This is a genomic window from Mesorhizobium sp. WSM4833 (assembly GCF_055811095.1).
Genome location: NZ_JBVVQG010000001.1, coordinates 181,710 through 200,399, shown reverse-complemented (window position 1 = coordinate 200,399; position 18,690 = coordinate 181,710). Strand labels below are relative to the sequence as shown.

Below are 18,690 nucleotides of genomic sequence, written 5' to 3'. Positions count from 1 at the left end.
CCCAGAGTTGCTGACTTCAACGGCCAATCAGCGCGCGAGCGATGATGACGCGCATGATCTCGTTGGTGCCTTCGAGGATCTGGTGCACGCGCAGGTCCCGCACCAGTTTCTCGATGCCGTAGTCGTGCAGGTAGCCGTAGCCGCCGAGCAGCTGCAGTGCGTCATTGGCGACATTGAAGCCGGTGTCGGTGACGAAGCGCTTGGCCATCGCCGACCATTTGCCGGCATCCGGCGCCTTGCGGTCGAGCTTCGAGGCGGCGGCATAAAGGAAGATACGCGCCGCCTGCAGCTCGGTCTCCATGTCGGCCAGCCTGAATTGCAGCGCCTGGAATTGATTGATCTTCGAGCCGAAAGCCTTGCGCTCGGCGGTGTAGGACAGCGCCTTGTCGAGCGCCGACTGCGCGCCGCCCAGCGAACAGGCGGCGATGTTCAGCCGGCCGCCGTCGAGCCCGGCCATGGCGATGCCGAAGCCAGCGCCTTCGTCGGACAGAAGGTTCTCCGCCGGCACCTTGCAATCCTCGAAGATGACCTGGCGGGTCGACTGCATGTGCCAGCCCATCTTGTGCTCGTTTGCCCCAAAGGAGAGGCCCGGCGCATCTCTGGGCACGACGATGGTGGAAATGCCTTTCGGCCCGTCCGCGCCGGTGCGCACCATGACGGCATAGACATCGCTGTCGCCGGCGCCGGAGATGAACTGTTTGGTGCCGTTGAGCACATAGTCGCCGCCGCTTTTCACCGCACGGGTCTTGAGCGCCGCGGCATCGGAGCCGGAGCCTGGCTCGGTCAGGCAGTAGCTGGCCAGCCATTCCATCGAAGTGAGCTTCGGCAGGAAGCGCTGGCGCTGTTCGTCATTGCCGAAACGGTCGATCATCGAGGCCACCATGTTGTGGATCGAGATGAAGGACGAAAAGGCCGGATCGGCGTGCGACAGCGCCTCGAAGATCAGCACGGCGTCGAGCCGGCCAAGTGCCGAGCCACCGACATCGTCCCTGATATAGATGCCGCCGAGCCCGAGCGGGCCGGTCTCGCGGATCACGTCGGCCGGGAAATGCTTGTTGCGGTCCCAATCGAGCGCATTCGGCGCGACACGGTCGGCAGCGAAGGCCTGCGCCATCTCCTGGATGGCGCGCTGCTCCTCGTTGAGTTCGAACTGGCTGGTGCTCGCATCGACCGCGGCGTCCATGGCGTGCTCCCTGTGTGCTGGCCAGCTAGCTCGCTGGCCTGTTGTTTTTGGCTTTGCGCGCGCACCAATCTAGACCAATGATGCCGCCGCGCAACCCGATCCCCTGCGGAGCGGCTGTGCATCAATGCATGTCCGGAGCAAGATGTGACGACAAAATTCGATGAACTGCTGGGCCGGTTCCACGCATACCTAGCGACCGTGGATCACGTCCTGATGCGCGATGCCGTGGCCCGGATCGGCTGGGACATGCCGGCTCGCACGCTGGAGCCGCGTCCGCTTGCCTGCCTGCGCCATCTCGATCGCGCCGCCGAACTGGCGCCTCCGGATGCCAAGCCGCTGGTGCAACTGCTTGCCGAACGTCGGAATGATTTCCGCTGGGGGCAGACTTATGGCGAGGCGGACTTCGGGAAAGAGTTCATCGAGAATTACGGCTGGCTGGAAGTGTTCGGCACACGTGGCCACTTTGCCAATGACGCGGCCGCCGCCGGCCTGCTGATCCTTGGACCAGATATCGTCTATCCCGACCACCATCACGTCGCCGAGGAAATCTACATTCCGCTGACCGGCGGCACCGAATGGCGCATGGGCGAGAGCGGCTTTTGCATGCGTACGGCCGGCGAGGTCGTCCATCACGCGTCCAACGTCAATCACGCCATGCGCACCGGCAAGGAGCCATTGCTGGCGCTGTACATCTGGCGCGGCGGGCCGCTGGCGCAGAAATCCGACATCACCGGAACCGTGGCGCAGGGCAGGGACTGATGGCCAAAGCGATCATGCTGCAAGGCACGGGTTCCGACGTGGGCAAGACCGTGCTGGTCGCCGGCCTCTGCCGCGCGGCAAAAAAGCGTGGGTTGAAGGTGCGGCCGTTCAAGCCGCAGAACATGTCGAACAATGCCGCCGTCGCCGACATCCCCGGGGATAAAGCCGGCGGCGGCGAGATCGGCCGCGCGCAATGGCTCCAGGCGATCGCTTGCGGTGTCGCACCATCGGTCCACATGAACCCGGTGCTGCTGAAGCCGCAGACCGATGTCGGCGCGCAGGTCATCGTGCAGGGCAAAATGTTCGGGGAAGCGCGGGCGCGCGACTACCAGGCGATGAAGGGCCGGCTGATGGACGCCGTTCTGGACTCCTGGGGCAAGGTCGGCGAGGGCGCCGATCTTGTCATCGTCGAGGGCGCCGGCTCGCCGGCCGAGATCAACCTGCGCAGCCGCGACATCGCCAATATGGGCTTTGCCACGCGCGCCGATGTGCCCGTGGTGCTGGTCGGCGACATCGACCGCGGCGGCGTCATCGCTTCGGTAGCCGGCACGCATCTGATCCTGCCGGAGGAGGACCGGCGCATGATCGCCGGCTATCTCATCAACAAGTTCCGCGGCGACGTTTCGCTGTTTGACGACGGCCTGAAGTCGATCGAGACATTCACGGGCTGGCGCTGTTTCGGTGTCGTTCCGTGGCTGAAGGCGGCGGCACGCTTGCCTTCGGAAGATTCGGTGGTGCTGGAGCGGCTGGCGTCCGGCGAAGCGCGCGCGTTGAAGGTGGCGGTGCCGATGCTTGGCCGCATCGCCAATTTCGACGATCTCGACCCGCTCAAGGCTGAGCCGCAGGTCGAGGTGGTGTTCGTGCCGCCGGGAAAGCCGCTGCCCGCCGATGCCGGTCTGGTGGTCATTCCAGGCTCGAAGTCGACAATCGGCGATCTCTTGAAATTCCGCGAGAACGGTTGGGATCGCGACCTTCTTGCGCATCGCAAGCGCGGCGGCCATGTCGTCGGTATCTGCGGCGGCTTCCAGATGCTCGGCCGTATGGTGCGCGATCCCGACGGCATCGAAGGCAGCGTCACCGAAGCCGAAGGGCTCGGCCTGCTCGACATCGAAACGGTGATGGAGCCGGAAAAGACGGTGCGCAACGTCAGCGCCCGTTCGGTGCCGTTCGACCTGCCGCTCGAAGGCTATGAAATCCATCTCGGCCGCACCACCGGGCCGGATACGCTGAGGCCGTCTGCAGTCATCAATGGCATCGATGACGGGGCAGTGTCGGCCGATGGCAAGGTGATCGGCACCTATATGCACGGTCTGTTTGGCGCCGACGGCTTTCGCGGAAGATTCCTCGAAAGCCTCGGCATCAAGGGCGGCGGCATCGATTACCGAGCCGAGGTCGAGCGGGCGCTGGACGAGGTCGCAGCCGAGCTGGAGACCCATCTCGACTGCGACGCGATCTTTGCACTGGCGCGGTAATTCGCGGTTGGCTCAGCCCTTGTCGCCTGCCTTCGGCCAGTAGGTGCCGAAGGACCAGACGTTGCCTTCCGGGTCGCGGCAGATGAACTCGCGGCTGCCATAGTCGCGGTTGATCAATTCCTGGATGATCGTGGCGCCTGCCTTCCTGGCCTTGGCATAGGCGGCATCGGCATCATCGACGGCGATGTAGATCGACTTGCCGCCGCCTGAGCCAGGTTCGCCGACCATCTTGCCGTAGTCGTCGTCGCGCGCGGTGCCCAGCATGATCATCGAAGAGCCGAAAACCAGTTCGGCATGGTGCACGACGTCGCCTTCGCCATAGCGGGCCCGGACGCTGAAGCCGAAGGCTTCGCCCAGCCAGTCGATCATCTTTGCCGCGTTCCTGTAGCGCAAGGCGGGGTAGAGGCGGGGCGCTTCGGTGGTGGTGGTCATGTCGATCTCCTTCAGTGGGGTTTGTCGATGCCCCACTGTGGGTAAAGGCCGTTCCGGCGTCTTGAAGAAATGTTACCTGGCCGAGATTCCGGTTGGTGTCTCGCCGGCGAGGTCGCGGAATTCGCGCACCAGATGCGCCTGGTCGGCATAGCCGCAATCGGCTGCGATATCGGCCCAGTCGACGGCCTGCTGCCTCGACAGGCCGAGCGCGCGGTTGAAGCGGACGATGCGCGACAGTGTCTTGGGGCCCATGCCGATGGCGTTGGAAAAACTGCCGGCGAGATGTTTGCGGCTCCAGCCCAGCCTTTCGGCGATCGATGCAATGCGGGTCCGGCCGCCGGATGTGATGATGCGGTCATAGGCCCAGGCGATTTCAAGTGGCGTCTCGGCGGCATTCTCGAGACGGGCGGTGACGAAGGCTTCGGCCATGTCGAAACGCGTCGTCCAATCCGGCGCATTGCCCAGCCGTTCACGCAGCGCCAAGCCCTGAGCGCCAAGCACGCCGTCGAGGACGACCATGCTGTCTGTCAGTTCGCTCATCGGCAGGCGGAAGAAACGGCGTGCGCCAAGCGGCGTGAAGTTGACCTGGACGCAGCAGGCGCCGCCGAAGGATTCGATCACCACCGGTCCGGCAAAGAGGCCGGCGGCGAAACTGGCGAAGCGGTCATTGTCGCCGGGCGCCTTGCCGAGGCCGATGGCGAAGGGTTCGGCGAAGCTGATGACCAGCGGTACGGTGAGCGACGCATATTCGACGTTGCGCATATGGCCGGGCGCCATTTCGCGATAGCCGCAAATGTCCGACACAATGCCCTGAAGTCGAGGATCGGGCAGGCGCCGGCGCATCTCAAACCGCCCGGCGACGGACCGGTTCTGCTCTTGCTGGGGTTGCATCTTGACTGGCATCGGCCATCCTCGCGCCAGTCAAATCTAACAGACCAAGGGCCGGAATCAAAAGCGCCCGGCTTTTGGCCGGGCGCTCCTCGTCCCCACTTCAAGGGAAATGGTCAGGCGCCGCGCATCAAGCAGCCGCCGGCAAGCACGATGAAAGCAATAAGCACGATCCACACCGATGCGAGTGGAATGAATGAGAGAACGCCAAGCGCGGCGAGAACGCCGATGATGGCGATAACAACGGAGATGATAAAAACGATCTGGGTAGGTGCGCTAAGATTCATGTCTGCCTCTCCAACATGATTCGAACAGCGGCATCCTATCAGGGCGCGGGATCACACACCAATCAAGGCCCGCAGCGGGTTCGCCGGGTCAGCCAGCAACTTCACAGCAAGCGCCAGGCATACGATCACCAGCAGCGGCTTGATCAGTCTTGCGCCGATGCGCATGGCCAGGCTGGCGCCGACGCGAGCGCCGAGGAACTGGGCGACGCCCATCATCAGACCGATCTTCCAGTAGACGACGCCGAAGGCCGCGAAGACGATGAAGCCGCCGATGTTGGAGGCGAAGTTGAGCAATTTGGTATGCGCCGTCGCCTTGAGCACGCCGTAGCCGGCAAGTGCCACGAAGGCCAGCATGTAAAAGGAGCCGGCGCCTGGCCCGAACAGGCCATCGTAGAAGCCGATGGCGGGCACCAGGGTCAATCCAAACAGGAACGGCGACAGGCGCTCGGCGCGGTCGACATCGTTCATGTTGGGCTTGAACGCGAAGTAGAGCGCGATGGCGATCAGCACGATGGGCAGGGCAGCCCGCAGTATGTCACCCGGCACGATCGTCGCCAGCAAGGCGCCGATGGCGCTGCCGACAAGGGCCAGAAGCGCCGACGGCAATTGCCGGCGCAGGTCGACATGACCCTTCGACGCGTAGTGGATGGTCGCCGAGCCCGAGCCGAACATGCCTTGCAGTTTGTTGGTGGCGAGCGCCTGGACCGGCGTGAAGCCGGCAAGCAGCAGCGCCGGCACTGTGATCAGCCCGCCGCCGCCGGCGATCGAATCGACAAAGCCCGCGGCAAAAGCGGCGAAAGCGAGCATGGCGACGGTCTGGATGCTAAGGTCGATCATCTGATGTATGGGGGTGTCCGGCTGGCTGAAATATCGGGCGTTCGACCACGGCCGCCCTGTTTGCGCAAGATCGATTCCGCGCTACCTCTATCCCAGCGCATCGCGCCTGGATTGTTTGTGTAGTTAACCCGGAAAGAGGCTCCTGATGGCATTCGCATTGCTGGACCAGATACGTCAGATATTCGACGGCGACCCCGGCGTGCGCAAGGTGGCGGACGATCCGGTCCTATCGGCGGAACTGCTGATGCTGTTTCGCATGATCCTGGCCGACGGGTCGGTCAGCGAGAGCGAAATGGTTGCCTTCCGGCGCATCTGCAAGGATGCCTTCGGCATTCCGGAAAGCAGCATCGACAGCGTCATCGAATATCTCAACGAGTTCGGCTACGAGACCAATGGCTCGCAGGCGATTGCACTGTTCCGCGATCTCGACGTCGAGCGGCGCCGGCAATTGGCCAAACATATGGCGGAGATCGCCAAGGCGGATTCGCAACTGGCCGAGAGCGAGATCCGCCTGCTGCGCCGCACGCTCGACCTGCTCGATATCAATCCGGTCGATGTGGTCAAGACGCAGGAGTGATCGGGCCGCCTTCTCTCCTGATCAGCCTTGCTCCCGCAGCCGCTCCGCGATCGCCCGGTGCAAGTCAGGGGCGGCGGTGACAAGCGCCTTGGCAGCCTCGGACTGCGGGTGGTCGAGCACTTCGCTCGTCTTGCCGCGCTCGACGATCTTGCCGTCATGCATGACCAGCACCTCGTCCGTGATGGCGCGGGCCACGGTCAGGTCATGGGTGATGAAGAGGTAGGCGATGCCGAGCTTCTGGTTGAGCTCTGCGAACAGATCGAGGATCTGGGCGCGGATCGAGACATCGAGCGCCGAGACCGGCTCGTCGGCAACGACCAGCTTGGGGCGGGTGATGATGGCGCGGGCGATCGACAGGCGCTGGCGCTGGCCGCCGGAAAATTCATGGGGGTATTTGTCCATGTCGCTGATGCCGAGGCCGACTTCGTGCAGGGCATGCGCCACCATCTCGCGGCACTCGGCGCGCGTCGGCTTTTTCTCCAGCACATGCAGGGGTTCGGCAACCAGTTTTTCCACCTTCTGGCGCGGGTCGAAGGAGCCATAGGGATCTTGAAAAACGACCTGCATATCGCGTCGCGCCGGCTTCAGCTCGGCTTCGCTCTTGCCGGTTATGGTCCCGCCGCGGAACCGGATCGAGCCCGATGTCGGCCGATCCAGCGCCAGGATCATGCGGGCGAGCGTCGACTTGCCGCAGCCGGAGCGACCAACCAGTGCCACTGACTGACTCGGCGCCATCGACAGCGAGACGTCGTCGACGGCGCGGATACCAGGCGCGCGCTTAAACAGCCAGGTGCGCCGGCCGGGATAGTCGCGGGTCACGCCCTCGACCTGAAGCAAAGGGCGGCCCGTCTCGATGCCATGCGGCCTGGCGCGCGCCGGCACATGCATCGAGGCCTGCGCCAACTGGCGCGTGTAGGGGTGGAGCTGTTCGGATAGCGTGCGTGCGGTGTCGCCGGCTTCCATCACCTCGCCGCGGCGCAGGATGGTGATGCGGTCAGCCATCTCGGTCACCACGGCGAGGTCATGCGAGATCAGGAGCAGGCCCATGCGGCTCTCCGCGACGAGGTCGCGCAAAAGGTCGAGGATTTGTGCCTGCAGCACCACGTCGAGCGCCGTCGTCGGTTCGTCGGCGATCAGCAGCTTCGGCTTCAGCGCGCAGGCGATGGCGATGACGACGCGCTGGCGCTGGCCGCCCGACAGTTCGTGCGGATAGCGCGACAGCGGGAATTTCGCTTCGGGCAAGCCGACACGGTCGAGCATTTTTCGCGCCCGGTCTTCGGCCTCGGCGCGGCTGGCCCTGGTGTGCCAGCGTATGCCTTCGGCAACCTGTTCGCCGATGGTCTTGACCGGATTGAGCGCGGTCATCGGCTCCTGGAACACCATGCCGATGTCGTCGCCGCGCAGCGCACACATCTGGTCCTCGGTTGCTGCCAGGATGTCGATGCCGTCGAATGTGACACATCCGCTGGCGCGCGCGGCATGGGGCAGAAGCTGCATCACCGTCAGCGCGGTCATCGATTTGCCGGAACCGGATTCGCCGACCAGCCCCATCACCTCACCAGGCGCGACGGAAAGCTCCACACCCTTGAGGATCTGCGTGTCGCCGATGGTCAGCGACAGGTTCTCGATGTCGAGCAGGCTCATCGCTGCCGCCGCGATTTCGGATCGAGGATGTCGGCGATGCCGTCGCCCAGGAGGTTCAGCCCCAGCACGGCGACAACGATCGCCATGCCCGGAAAGATCGCCATCCATGGCGCCACCACCATGCGGGTCTGCGCGTCGAACAGCATGCGGCCCCAGCTCGGCATTGGCGGTTGCGCACCCAGGCCGAGATAGGAAAGCCCGGCCTCGGCCAGGATGCCCAGAGCGAACTGGATGGTGCCTTGCACCAGAAGCAGCGTGGCGATGTTGGGCAGCACATGTTCGATTGTGATCTGCGTGCTGCTCTTGCCGGCGGCGCGTGCGGCGAGAATGAACTCGCGCGGCCAGATCGCCAGCGCGCCGGCCCGGGCGACGCGCGCAAAGACCGGGATGTTGAAGATGCCGATGGCGATGATGGCGTCGACGGCGCCCGGCCCGAAGATGGCGGTGATCATGATCGCCGACAGCAAAGCCGGGAAGGCGAAGACGAGGTCGTTCAGCCGCATCAGCGCCTCGTCGACGAGGCCGCCGCGTGCCGCGGCAAAGGCGCCGAGCGGCACGCCGACCCCCATGCCAATGCCGACCGCGACCAGCGCCACGGCAATCGAATTGCGGGCGCCGACCATGACCATCGACAGGATGTCGCGGCCGAAATGGTCGGTGCCGAACCAGTGCGCCAGCGAGGGCGCTTGCGTCTTATCCGATATCACCAGTTTCGTGACGTCATAGGGCGTCCAGGCATAGGAGACGACAGCCATTGCCAGGATCAGCAGGGTGATGACGAAACCGGCAACGAAGGCGGTATTCCCGAACGCCTTGCCCAGGATGCTGCCGAACGTCTCTTCTGATATGTCGATGTGCAGTGTCATTGCCGGCTTCTCAGGCGCGGATCGACGACCGCATAGGAAAGGTCGACCAGCAGATTGACGGCGATGACGGCGGCGACCAGCAGCATGACGACGCTTTCGACGACGATCAGGTCGCGCTGGGTGATCGCCTGGAACACCAGCCTGCCGAGGCCGGGCAGATAGAAAACATTCTCGATGATGATGGTGCCGGCAAGCAGGAAGGCGAACTGCAGGCCCAGAATGGTCAGCACCGGAATCATGGCGTTGCGCAGCGCGTGCCGCCACAGCACAGCTCGGTAGGGCAGACCCTTGGCGCGGGCGGTACGGATATAGTCTTCGTTCAGCACCTCGATCAGCGCCGAGCGGGTGACGCGCGCCAGAATCGCGGCTTGCGGCAAGGCAAGCGCCACTGCCGGCAGCAGCAGCGACTTCAAGGCTGGCCAGACGCCGGCACTCCAGCCGGGAAAGCCGCCAGCAGGAACCAGCCGCAGCCAGACGGCGAAGACATAGATCAGCATCAGCGCGAACCAGAAATTGGGCACGGCGACGCCAAGCTGTGCGGCGCCCATGGAAATCGTATCACCGGCCCGTCCACGCCGGCTGGCGGAAAACAGGCCGACGGGAATCGCGATGAGGGTGGAGAGCGCAAGCGCAATCAGCGCCAGCGGTAGCGAGACGGCCAGCCGCTCGCGCACCAGACCGATGACCGGCACCGAATAGGTGTAGGAGCGGCCGAAATCGAGGCTGAGCAGGCCGCCCGCCCAGTGCAGATAGCGCCAAGCTAACGGCGCGTTGAGGCCCATCTGGTTGCGCAGCAACTCGACCTGGTCGGCGCTGGCATTCATGCCCAGCATTAGCCGCGCCGGATCGCCGGGCAGGATCTCCAGGACGGCGAACACCACCATGGAAGCCAGCACCAGCGTGGCGATGGCGATGGCGAGGCGTTTTAGGAGGTAGGCGGTCATGGAAGGTGAGGGATCACTCGCTCCACTTCACCTTGGTCAAATCATTGGCCTGGATCGGGGCGTTTTCCCACAGGCCTTGCAGCCTGGCGTCCCAGACGCCGATCTTCGGCAATTCATAGAGGAAGCCGACCACCGCATCGTCGGCCAGGATCTTCTGCGCTTGCCCCAGCAATTCCTTGCGCTTGGCTTCGTCGGAGGTGACGCCGAGATCGGCAATCACCTTGTCGAAGGCCGGGTTGTCGTAGTTGAAGTAATAATCCTTGCGCGAATAGATATCGATGTCGTTGGGCTCGGTGTGGGAGACGATCGTCAGGTCGTAATCCTTCTTGGTGAACACCTGGTCCAGCCACTGTGCCCATTCGACCGGAATGATTTCCAGATCGATGCCAACGTCGCGAAGCTGCGAGGCGATGATTTCGCCACCGAGACGGGCATAGGTGGGCGGCGGCAGTTTCAGCGTCGCCTTGAAGCCGTTCTCGAGGCCTGCCTCTTTCAGCAATTCCTTGGCCTTGGCGACATCATGCGGGTAGCGGCCGGTGAGGTCGACATAGTCCTTGTTGGCCGGCGACATATGCGAGCCGATCGGCTGGCCGAGGCCGGCCGAGGCGCCGTCGATGATGGCCTTGCGGTCGAGCGCGTAAGAGATCGCCTGCCTCACCTGCAGCTTGTCGAAAGGCGGCTTCTTGTTGTTGATCGACAGGATGGTCTCACCCTCGGTCGCGCCGATCACCACCTTGAAGCGCGGGTCGTCCTTGACCTGGGCGACGCTGTCGGCATCGAAGAACGGGAAAGCCTGGATGTCGCCCGAGAGCAGCGCCGGCACATAGGCCGCGGCATCCGGCACGATGCGAAACTCGGCCTTGTCGAGCGACGCCGGCGTGCCCCAGTAATTGTCCGATTTGACCAGCGTGATCGACGATCCCTTGGCCCAGCTCTGGAACTTGAACGGGCCGGTGCCGATCGGTTTTTCCTTGTTGGTGTCGGCAGATTCCGGCGCCACGATCACCGCGTCGCCCCAGCCCATATTGTAGAGGAACGAGCCCTGCGGGTTCTTCAGCGTGACCTTGACGGTTGCCGGATCGACGACGTCGACCTTGTCGATGGCGGCGAACAGGCCCTTTTGTGCGTTGACGGAGTTGTCGGCTCGCGCCCGGTCGAGCGAGAATTTTACGTCGGCGGCATCGAAGTCGGTGCCGTCATGGAATTTCACGCCGGTGTGCAGCTTGAAGGTGTAGACCTTGCCGTCATCGGAAATGGTCCAGCTTTCGGCTAGATCCGGCAGCACCTCGCCATTCGGCCCGATGCGCGTCAGGCCTTCGAACACATTGGCATAGAGAACCTCGTCGATCGCTGCGGCGGCACCCGCGGTCGGATCGAGATGCGGGGGTTCGAGCGGAATGCCGATGACCAGGTCGGTTCGCGCGGCGAACGCAGAGGTGCCGGCGGCCAGCGACAGCACCGCGGCCGCCAGAATGGTTTTCCACAATTTCATCGTGCAACTCCCCATGCGTTCAGACACGTGCTCGAACCCGAGCGATAGAAGCGTGATTTCGCCACGGAGTAAATTGCGTTTCGTTCTGCCCCTTGGCGTGGCCGGGAATGTTTTTATCCTGGCGACCGCATCGGCAGTCGAAGCTTGTCGCGGTGCGCACCTTATCCCGTGGCTGTGCCGCGCAGCAGCACGTTGAGCCCTATCGCCATCACCTTGGCCGATTCCACCATGTCCGATATACCGACCCATTCGTCCGGCCGGTGGGCGAGGTCGAGAATGCCAGGCCCATAAGCGATGCAATCATAGATATGGCCGATGCGAGCTATGTGCTTCTGGTCATAGGTGCCGGGCGAAATGACGTAGTCGGGTTCGCGGTCGAAGATCGCCATGATGCCTTGCGCAACTGCCTTGACCACCGGCGCGTCGCGCTCGGTCATCAGCGGCAGCACTTCCATCAGGTCGCGGATTTCATAGTCGAATTTTGTCCGCTCGCGTTTCAACCGGTCGAGAATGCCGGTCACTTCACCTTTGACGGTGTCGAGATCTTCCTCGAGCAGGAAACGGCGGTCGATGGTCATCCGGCAGGAGTCGGGCACGTTGGGCGACGGCAGGCCGGGCCGGAAATCCTCGGTCTGGCCGCCATGGATCGAATTGATGTTCATGGTCGAGCGTTTTGCTCCTTCGGGCACGACCGGCATGCGCGTCATCTTGCGGTCGAGCGCGGGAAACAGTTCGTCCTCGAAAGCCCGCAGCACGGCGCCCATGTGGCGCACCGCATTGTCGCCGAGAAACGGCATCGAGCCGTGCGCGATCTCCCCCTTGGTCTCGATCTCCGCCCACCAGACGCCACGATGGCCGAGGCAGATGCGGTCCTTGTTCAGCGGCTCGGGAATGATGACATGGTCGACCCTGGGTTTTGAGAAATAGCCGAGCCTGGCCAGATGCGCGACGCCGCCGAAGCCGCCGGATTCCTCGTCGACGGTGCCGGATATTTCGATGGCGCCGGGAAAATCGGGGAAGACCTCCAGGAAGGCCTCGGCTGCGATGATCGAGGCGGCAAGGCCGCCCTTCATGTCGCAGGCGCCGCGGCCATAGACCCTGCCGTCCCTGACGATGCCGGCAAAGGGATCGACGGTCCAGCCATCGCCGGCTTCGACCACGTCGATATGCGAGTTGAAGTGGACGCAGGCGCCCGGCGACCTGCCTTCGGAACGGGCAACGACATTGACGCGCGGGTAGCGGTCGGTGTCGCCGGGCGTGCCTTCGGCGCGGATGAACTCGGTCTCGAAACCGCTCTTCTTCAGCCGCGCGCCGAGATATTCGGCGCATGGCCGGTAGGCCTCGCCGGGTGGATTGATAGTCGGAAAACGGATCAGTTCGGCGGTCAGCGCGACGACGTCGTCGCGCCTGTCATCGATTGCCTGGAGGAGTCGCTGGTTCATGCGCAGAGTTGAGCAGCGATCCCAGCGGTTTTGCAAGCCCGCCGGCGATCAAGCCGGTGCGGCGTGTCGTTGCGGCAACTATTGCGGGAAATCGTTCAAATTCGCTGCTTTGGATTGGCGAATTGGTCAAGGTGTGTGTGTTAGCCCGTGCATCTGCCATTAAAAAGATGAAAAACAATCAGGCAGGCAGGTTAGGGGCAATCAAAGGGGTTTGATCGCATGAAAAAGACAGTTCTCATGGCAACCATGTTTGTTGCAATGCTGTTCGGTGCTTCGGGGCAGGGCTGGGCAGCCAGCCTCGTTGCAAATATAGACGTGTCGTCGCAGACGATGACCGTCAGATATGGCGCGTCGGTTTACCGGTGGAGTGTCTCCACCGCCCGCACCGGCTATTTCACGCCGCGCGGCACCTATCGGCCGCAGCGCACGGCCAGGATGTGGTATTCGCGCAAATACCATATGTCGCCGATGCCCTATTCGGTGTTCTTCCATGGCGGCTATGCCATCCATGGAACCGGCGCCGTCAGGCAGCTCGGCCGCCCGGCGTCGCATGGCTGCGTGAGGCTGCACACGGCCAATGCCGCCACGTTCTATTCGATGGTGCGGGAAGTGGGTTTCGGCAACACGCGCATTGTCGTCACCAACTAAGGCGGTTCAGGTTCGCTGTTGTCTGCTGGCGCTGGGCTAGCCCCACGCCAGCAGCTCTGCCTAAGCGTTTGGGACCGCCTTTGCCTGCGGTCGCTTTCGACGCCCGCCGCTGATCTCCCACCTTTTGTGGAACCACATCCACTGGCCGGGATCTTCTCGCACCCAGCGCTCGACGACGTCGTTGAGACGCTGGGTGGTAGCACGGACATCGACGCTGCCGTCAGCGGTGCGCGGCAAGGTTAACTTGTCCTCGATTTCGAGCCGGAAGCGGTTGCCCGGCAGCCTGACGCAGCGCGCCGGATAGACGTCGCAGTCGTAGTGGCGGGCAAGGGTGGCCAGCACGCGATTGCTCTGGCAGGGACGGCCGAAGAATGTCGTCTCCAGTCCATTGGAGAATTTCTGGTCGACAAGGATGCCGATGTTGCCGCCGTTCTCCAGAACCCCGGCCAGGGCGAATGACGCGCCCGCCATGGATGGCAGCAACGAGCCCATGGTCGAGCGGCGCGTCGAGAGGATGTAGTCGGCGAGATAGGGATTGTTAGGCGGGCGAAACAGTGCAGTGATGTTCATGCCGAAAGTCGCGGCCGCCACCGGCAGCAATTCGAAATTGCCGAGATGGCCGGTAAAGACGATATGCGGCTTCTCTTCGCTGGCTATTTCGACGAAGTGGTCAGCTCCCTTGACCTCGACGCGGCCGGGCTCGCTGGCCGCGGGGTCGTAGTCGAAGAGGGCGTCGAGAAAGATGTATTCCGCGGCCAAGCGGGCCATGTTGCCCCACATGTCGGAGGCGATCACTTGGATTTCGGCTTCGCTCTTTTCCGGATAGGCCTTGCGCAGATTGTCGACGGCGACCTGATGGCGTCCCACCCGGGGGCCGACCAGGCGTGCGACGCGGTCGGCGAAATTCAGCGCACTGTCGGCCGGCAGCAGGCGCAGGACCGAGATGATCATCATCGCTGCCCGCGCCACCAGCCAGTAATTGAGCTGGCGCAGTTGCCTGCCGTAACGAAATTTGAGGTCCCGGCGGAACTTCTTGAATACAGAGGTCAAGGCTCTAGCCGACGCGCAGGATGATCTTGCCGAAGACGTCGCGGCCTTCCATGCGCTTCAGCGCGGCGTCGATACCGTCGAAGCCGACTTCGGTGTCGATGACGGGTGCGACCTGTCCCGCCGCCATTTTCTGCATGGCGTTGGCCATGTTTTCCATGCGGCAGCCAAAGGAGCCAAGCAGTTTCAATTGCTGCTGGAACAGCTGCATCAAATTGATCTGCGTCGACACGCCGGAGGTCGAACCGCAGGTCACCAGGCGGCCGCCACGCTTCAGGCACAGCATCGAGGCGGCGAATGTGTCGGCGCCGACATGTTCAAAGACGACGTCGACGCCCTTCTTCTTGGTCAGCTTGCGCACGACGCCCTCGAAACGGTCGTCGCGGTAGTTGATGACATGGTCGGCGCCGAGCGCCTTGGCCTTGTCGATCTTGTCGTTGGAGCCGACCGTAGTGATGATCGTGCAGCCCATCCGCTTGGCCAACTGGATGGCCGCCGAGCCGATGCCGGATCCGCCGGCATGGATAAGGATGGTTTCGCCGGGTTGAAGCCTGGCGTTGTCGAACAGCATGTGCTCGACGGTGCCGAAGGTGACGGGCGCCACCGCCGCCCCGATGTCGGTCACGCCGGGCGGGGCAGGGACCAGCAGGCGGGCCGGCAGATTGATCTTCTCCTGCGCGAAACCGTCGAGATGGAAACCGTGCACGCCCGAAACATGTTCGCAGAGGTTGTCGCGGCCTTCGCGGCAGGCTCGGCAGAGGCCGCAGGTGCGCGCGCCATAGATCGACACCAATTGTCCGGGCAGCAGGCTGGAAACGCCGGGGCCAACCGCCTCGACCTCGCCGGAGGCCTCCGCGCCGACGACCAGCGGCAGCTTGCGCTTGGCGAAGGCCATGCCGCGCCAGCCCCAGACGTCGATATGGTTCAGCGCTACTGCCTTGATGCGCAGCGTGACTTCGCCGAGTGCCGGCGGTGGAGGAGGCGGCAGGTCCACCGTCTCAAGACGGCGGTCCTCTATAAGTTGCAATGCGCGCATGGGGCCTGTCGGTTCAGTCTGGCTGAAAAAGGTCGCTTAGACCGGTTCCCGCGCCATGACAAGGCAAGTGTTCTGGCCGCCGAAGCCGAAGGAGCTCGACAGAACGGTGCTGACCTCGGCGTTGCGCTTCTTGTTCGGCACCACGTCGAGCACGATCGCGGGGTCGGGATTGTCATAGTTGATGGTCGGCGGAATGACGCTTTCGCGCATCGTCATCAGCGAGAAAGCCGCCTCGACAGCGCCCGCCGCCGACAGCGTGTGACCGATCATCGATTTGTTCGACGAGACCGGCATAGAGCCGATCCGCTCGCCGAACACCGTCGACAGCGCCAGATGCTCCATCTTGTCGTTTTCGGGCGTCGAGGTGCCGTGGGCATTGACGTAGTCGATCTCGTCTTCACCCAGTCCGGCATCGACGAGGGCGGCGCGGACCGCGGCGATGGCCGGTGAAGCGTCCGGTTTGGAGCGGGTGCGGTGGAAGTCGTCGGCCTTCTCGCCGCAACCGCCCAGGACGCCGAGAATAGTCGCGCCGCGAGCCAATGCCGTCTCAAGCGATTCCAACACCAGCGCCCCGGATCCCTCGGCCAACACGAAGCCGTCGCGATCCCTGGAGAAGGGTTTCGACGCCTTTTCGGGGATGTCGTTGTGCGTGGAGAGCGCCGAAAGCAATGAGAAACGGATCAATGCCTCGGCGGTCGCGGAACCGTCCGCGCCGATCGACAGCGCACGGTCGCATTCGCCGCGTCGGATCGCCTCGACACCGAGCTGAATCGCGGTGGCGCCTGAAGCGCAAGCCGTCGACAGCGTGATCGGCAGACCACGCGTGCCAAGGCGATCGGCAAGGCGGCCGGCGATCGAACCGAACTGGGTGGTCTCGAAAATATCCAGCTCTTTCAAGCTACGCGCGACCCGAAGCAGTCTTTCGGCGGCGGTGTCATCCTTGTCCTTGTCAGAATTGTAGAGCGAGAAGCGCTCGGCCCAGTCGAGTTCGACTGGCGGCGATGCGAGGAAGAGCGGTCCGCCGAAATCGCTGGAATCAAGACCGGCTTCGCTCACCGCTTCTAAGCCCGCAAGCTCGGCTAGCTCATAGGTGAGTGGGCTGGCGCCTTTCGAGCTCGACGGCAGGAAATCGACCATGCCGGAGATGCGGGTGTTCAATTGATCGATGGGAAAGCGGGTGATCGGGTGAATGCCCGACTTGCCGGAGGTCAGTGCCGCCCAATTGTCTGATTTGCCGACGCCAAGCGAGGTCACCACGCCGATGCCGGTGACGGCGACGATCGGCCTGCCCATGTGATCTCTGAGATTGGCCATCCGGGAGCCCTCTTATCGTTGCAGCATGGATCGTGGAGCCGCGTTACGCGGCATTGACCAGCGCCATGCCCTCGAATTGGTGATAGCCGATCGCCGTTGCAAGGACGGATTGGGGAACGCCTTCGAACGGCGTCTCGGCTGCGGCATCAAAAACAGGATAGGCGGCCTTGCGGTCGACAGCGAGTGCCGCCAGTGCCACGGCGAAAGGAAACTGTGCTTCCTTCATGTGCCCGGTCAGCGTCGAGAAGCCACGCGCGGCGATCGCCGGATTGGCATCGAGCGCTGCCTTCTCGGCTGTTGTCGCCGCATGCGCCCCCGATGCGCCCGACAGGGTCAGCAATTTGCCGTTCGGCAATGCAGCCTGCTTGAGCAGTGCGGCGATCTCGGCGTCGAGTTCTCCCCGTGGCCGCCGGGCGCGGCCGGAGACGACCGGTCCAAGTTCTGCATAGATCTTGCGGCCGCGGCTCATCGCGTGTTCGCGCTGCTCCAGCACCAGGAAGGCGCCGCCGGAGCCGGTCACGACGCCCCCGCCCTCAGTGCCCTGTCTTTGCCAAACCGGCTTCCATGGGCCGCGATGCAGATAGCCGGCGAGTTCATAGCCGAGCAGCATATCGGAATGTTCGGTCTGGAAGGCGCCGCCGACCAGGATATGCGTCGACTGGCCCGAGCGGATGCGTGCGGCGGCCGTTTCAACCGCGGCGACACCGGCACCTTCCTCGCCCATGAAGGTTCTGGACGAACCGGTGACCTTGTGGACGATGGAGATGTTGCCGGCGAGCAGGTTGGACAATTGGGCCAGAAACAGTGTCGGGCGCAATTCGGTGGTCAATTTCTCGTTGAGCAGTACATCGCGGTCATTGCGGCTTTCCGAAGCGGCGAGAATGGCGGCATCGACCGCCTCGTCGCGCTCGCCGCCGCCCGCCGCCACAACCATGTCCATGGTCGCGCAGAGTTCGTCATCGCCCTTGATGCCGGCGTCGTCCAGTGCAAGGCCGGCAGCATAGGTGCCGAGCCTCTGCCAGGTTTCCATCTGGCGCTGATCGCCACGCTTGGCGATCTGCAGGTTCCAGTCGATCTCAGGCAGCGGATGGACAGTATAGGGTGCAAAGCGCGTCGCTTCGAGCACCGGCCGCGGGCCCGGTTGCGCGAGCTTCTGCCAGTGGGCGTCAGGACCTTCCCCCAGCGAGGAGACAAGGCCGATACCTGATATGACGACGTCGCGGGGGCTGCTCATGTGCGGCTTTGTGGGTCAGGCGGCAGAGCGCGTCAAGATCGTGCGCTTAACTGACGTCAGGCGGTCTTGGCGGCGACCAGCGCGTCGATCTTGGCGCACAGGTTCTTCATGACGAAGTAATCGTCGGTCGAAGCCTTGCCGTCATTGACCTCCTGGGTCCACTTTTCCAGCGGCACCTTGATGCCGAATTCCTTGTCGATGGCAAAGACGATGTCGAGAAAATCGAGGCTGTCTATGCCGAGATCGTCAATCGTGTGGCTCTCGGGCGTGATGGTGTCGATATCGATCTCGCTGGTGTCGGCAATGATCTTGGCGACTTTGTCGAACGTGGTGGACAAGGGCTTTTCCTTCGGTTGCGGGCGGAATCTGTCCGCATCTTGTTTGGGCGCTGTCTAATCGGTTTTTTCCGGCAGGAAAAGGCCTGATACGCCGGGCGCAGATGGGTAGGGTTCCTTCGAAACGCAAGAAGGGGGGGGGGGGGGGGGGGGCGCGGGCGGGGGGGGGGGGGCGCCCGCGGCGCGGGCCGGGGGGGGGGGGTTTTTTATAAAAGATCAGAGATGTGGGGGGGAGGACAAAAGCGAGGAGCGG

The 18,690-nt window shown here is 63.5% G+C and carries 20 protein-coding genes; 5 read left to right on the top strand and 15 right to left on the bottom strand.

The features are described 5' to 3' along the window. Positions 1–16 precede the first annotated feature (16 nt). Positions 17–1,183 (bottom strand): isobutyryl-CoA dehydrogenase, encoded by a 1,167-nt coding sequence (locus AC0L2D_RS01040; RefSeq protein WP_013531207.1) that lies wholly within the window; start codon positions 1,181–1,183, stop codon positions 17–19. 144 nt (positions 1,184–1,327) lie between these two features. Between AC0L2D_RS01040 and AC0L2D_RS01035 the strand changes: the two genes are divergently transcribed. Continuing rightward, a complete protein-coding gene (locus tag AC0L2D_RS01035) occupies positions 1,328–1,942 on the top strand; it encodes a dimethylsulfonioproprionate lyase family protein (protein WP_127365795.1) in 615 nt (204 codons plus the stop codon). Further along, positions 1,942–3,414: a cobyric acid synthase gene (locus AC0L2D_RS01030; protein WP_473540142.1), complete on the top strand. Its 1,473-nt coding sequence runs from the start codon at positions 1,942–1,944 to the stop codon at positions 3,412–3,414. Before AC0L2D_RS01035 ends, AC0L2D_RS01030 begins: the two co-directional genes overlap by 1 nt. A 12-nt stretch (positions 3,415–3,426) precedes the next feature. Here AC0L2D_RS01030 and AC0L2D_RS01025 read toward each other — a convergent pair whose 3' ends face one another. The 4 genes from AC0L2D_RS01025 to AC0L2D_RS01010 form a co-directional block, all read right to left on the bottom strand. Next, positions 3,427–3,846, bottom strand: coding sequence for a VOC family protein (locus AC0L2D_RS01025; RefSeq protein WP_473540141.1), 420 nt, complete (start codon positions 3,844–3,846; stop codon positions 3,427–3,429). Positions 3,847–3,918: 72 nt separating this feature from the next. Beyond that, positions 3,919–4,749 carry a helix-turn-helix domain-containing protein gene (locus AC0L2D_RS01020; RefSeq protein WP_473540140.1) on the bottom strand — a complete coding sequence of 277 codons (831 nt, stop codon included), beginning with the start codon at positions 4,747–4,749 and terminating at the stop codon, positions 3,919–3,921. A 101-nt stretch (positions 4,750–4,850) separates the two neighbouring features. Continuing rightward, on the bottom strand, positions 4,851–5,021 hold the full coding sequence (locus tag AC0L2D_RS01015) for a hypothetical protein (protein WP_013531212.1): 171 nt from the start codon (positions 5,019–5,021) through the stop codon (positions 4,851–4,853). A gap of 51 nt (positions 5,022–5,072) precedes the next feature. Further along, positions 5,073–5,858: a TSUP family transporter gene (locus AC0L2D_RS01010; protein WP_013531213.1), complete on the bottom strand. Its 786-nt coding sequence runs from the start codon at positions 5,856–5,858 to the stop codon at positions 5,073–5,075. A gap of 145 nt (positions 5,859–6,003) precedes the next feature. Here AC0L2D_RS01010 and AC0L2D_RS01005 point away from each other — a divergent pair, with 145 nt between their 5' ends. Continuing rightward, entirely contained in the window at positions 6,004–6,435 is a 432-nt protein-coding gene (locus tag AC0L2D_RS01005; protein WP_064993702.1) for a TerB family tellurite resistance protein, read from the top strand. A gap of 21 nt (positions 6,436–6,456) precedes the next feature. Here AC0L2D_RS01005 and AC0L2D_RS01000 read toward each other — a convergent pair whose 3' ends face one another. The 5 genes from AC0L2D_RS01000 to AC0L2D_RS00980 all read right to left on the bottom strand — a co-directional run bounded on the left by AC0L2D_RS01000 (position 6,457) and on the right by AC0L2D_RS00980 (position 12,823). Further along, the gene (locus AC0L2D_RS01000) at positions 6,457–8,079 is read right to left on the bottom strand and encodes an ABC transporter ATP-binding protein (RefSeq protein WP_473540139.1); all 1,623 of its coding nucleotides are present in this window, start codon (positions 8,077–8,079) and stop codon (positions 6,457–6,459) included. Then, positions 8,076–8,945, bottom strand: a complete 870-nt coding sequence (locus AC0L2D_RS00995) for an ABC transporter permease (protein ID WP_473540138.1) — start codon at positions 8,943–8,945, stop codon at positions 8,076–8,078. Before AC0L2D_RS00995 ends, AC0L2D_RS01000 begins: the two co-directional genes overlap by 4 nt. After that, positions 8,942–9,889 carry an ABC transporter permease gene (locus AC0L2D_RS00990; protein ID WP_027160478.1) on the bottom strand — a complete coding sequence of 316 codons (948 nt, stop codon included), beginning with the start codon at positions 9,887–9,889 and terminating at the stop codon, positions 8,942–8,944. Before AC0L2D_RS00990 ends, AC0L2D_RS00995 begins: the two co-directional genes overlap by 4 nt. 13 nt (positions 9,890–9,902) lie before the next feature. Further along, entirely contained in the window at positions 9,903–11,381 is a 1,479-nt protein-coding gene (locus AC0L2D_RS00985; RefSeq protein ID WP_224621881.1) for an ABC transporter substrate-binding protein, read from the bottom strand. Between the two features lie 161 nt (positions 11,382–11,542). Further along, positions 11,543–12,823 (bottom strand): acetylornithine deacetylase/succinyl-diaminopimelate desuccinylase family protein, encoded by a 1,281-nt coding sequence (locus AC0L2D_RS00980; protein ID WP_063168179.1) that lies wholly within the window; start codon positions 12,821–12,823, stop codon positions 11,543–11,545. Positions 12,824–12,831: 8 nt separating this feature from the next. On the opposite strand from AC0L2D_RS00980, the gene AC0L2D_RS00975 reads away from it, so the two are divergent. Both AC0L2D_RS00975 and AC0L2D_RS00970 read left to right on the top strand, forming a co-directional pair. After that, positions 12,832–13,038 (top strand): hypothetical protein, encoded by a 207-nt coding sequence (locus AC0L2D_RS00975; protein WP_127224121.1) that lies wholly within the window; start codon positions 12,832–12,834, stop codon positions 13,036–13,038. Positions 13,039–13,042: 4 nt separating this feature from the next. Next, positions 13,043–13,471: a L,D-transpeptidase gene (locus AC0L2D_RS00970; RefSeq protein ID WP_013531220.1), complete on the top strand. Its 429-nt coding sequence runs from the start codon at positions 13,043–13,045 to the stop codon at positions 13,469–13,471. Positions 13,472–13,531: 60 nt separating this feature from the next. Here AC0L2D_RS00970 and AC0L2D_RS00965 read toward each other — a convergent pair whose 3' ends face one another. From AC0L2D_RS00965 to AC0L2D_RS00945, 5 genes are read right to left on the bottom strand one after another with little or no spacing between them, the layout of a single operon-like run. Further along, complete coding sequence (locus AC0L2D_RS00965; protein WP_473540137.1) at positions 13,532–14,521, bottom strand: lipid A biosynthesis lauroyl acyltransferase; 990 nt, start codon at positions 14,519–14,521, stop codon at positions 13,532–13,534. Positions 14,522–14,525: 4 nt separating this feature from the next. Continuing rightward, complete coding sequence (locus AC0L2D_RS00960) at positions 14,526–15,554, bottom strand: zinc-binding dehydrogenase (protein WP_013531222.1); 1,029 nt, start codon at positions 15,552–15,554, stop codon at positions 14,526–14,528. Positions 15,555–15,590: 36 nt separating this feature from the next. After that, a complete protein-coding gene (locus AC0L2D_RS00955; RefSeq protein ID WP_473540136.1) occupies positions 15,591–16,868 on the bottom strand; it encodes a beta-ketoacyl-ACP synthase in 1,278 nt (425 codons plus the stop codon). A 43-nt stretch (positions 16,869–16,911) separates the two neighbouring features. Beyond that, entirely contained in the window at positions 16,912–18,102 is a 1,191-nt protein-coding gene (locus AC0L2D_RS00950; protein ID WP_064993697.1) for a beta-ketoacyl-ACP synthase, read from the bottom strand. A 56-nt stretch (positions 18,103–18,158) separates the two neighbouring features. Next, positions 18,159–18,440 (bottom strand): acyl carrier protein, encoded by a 282-nt coding sequence (locus AC0L2D_RS00945; protein WP_010909964.1) that lies wholly within the window; start codon positions 18,438–18,440, stop codon positions 18,159–18,161. Positions 18,441–18,690 lie beyond the last annotated feature (250 nt).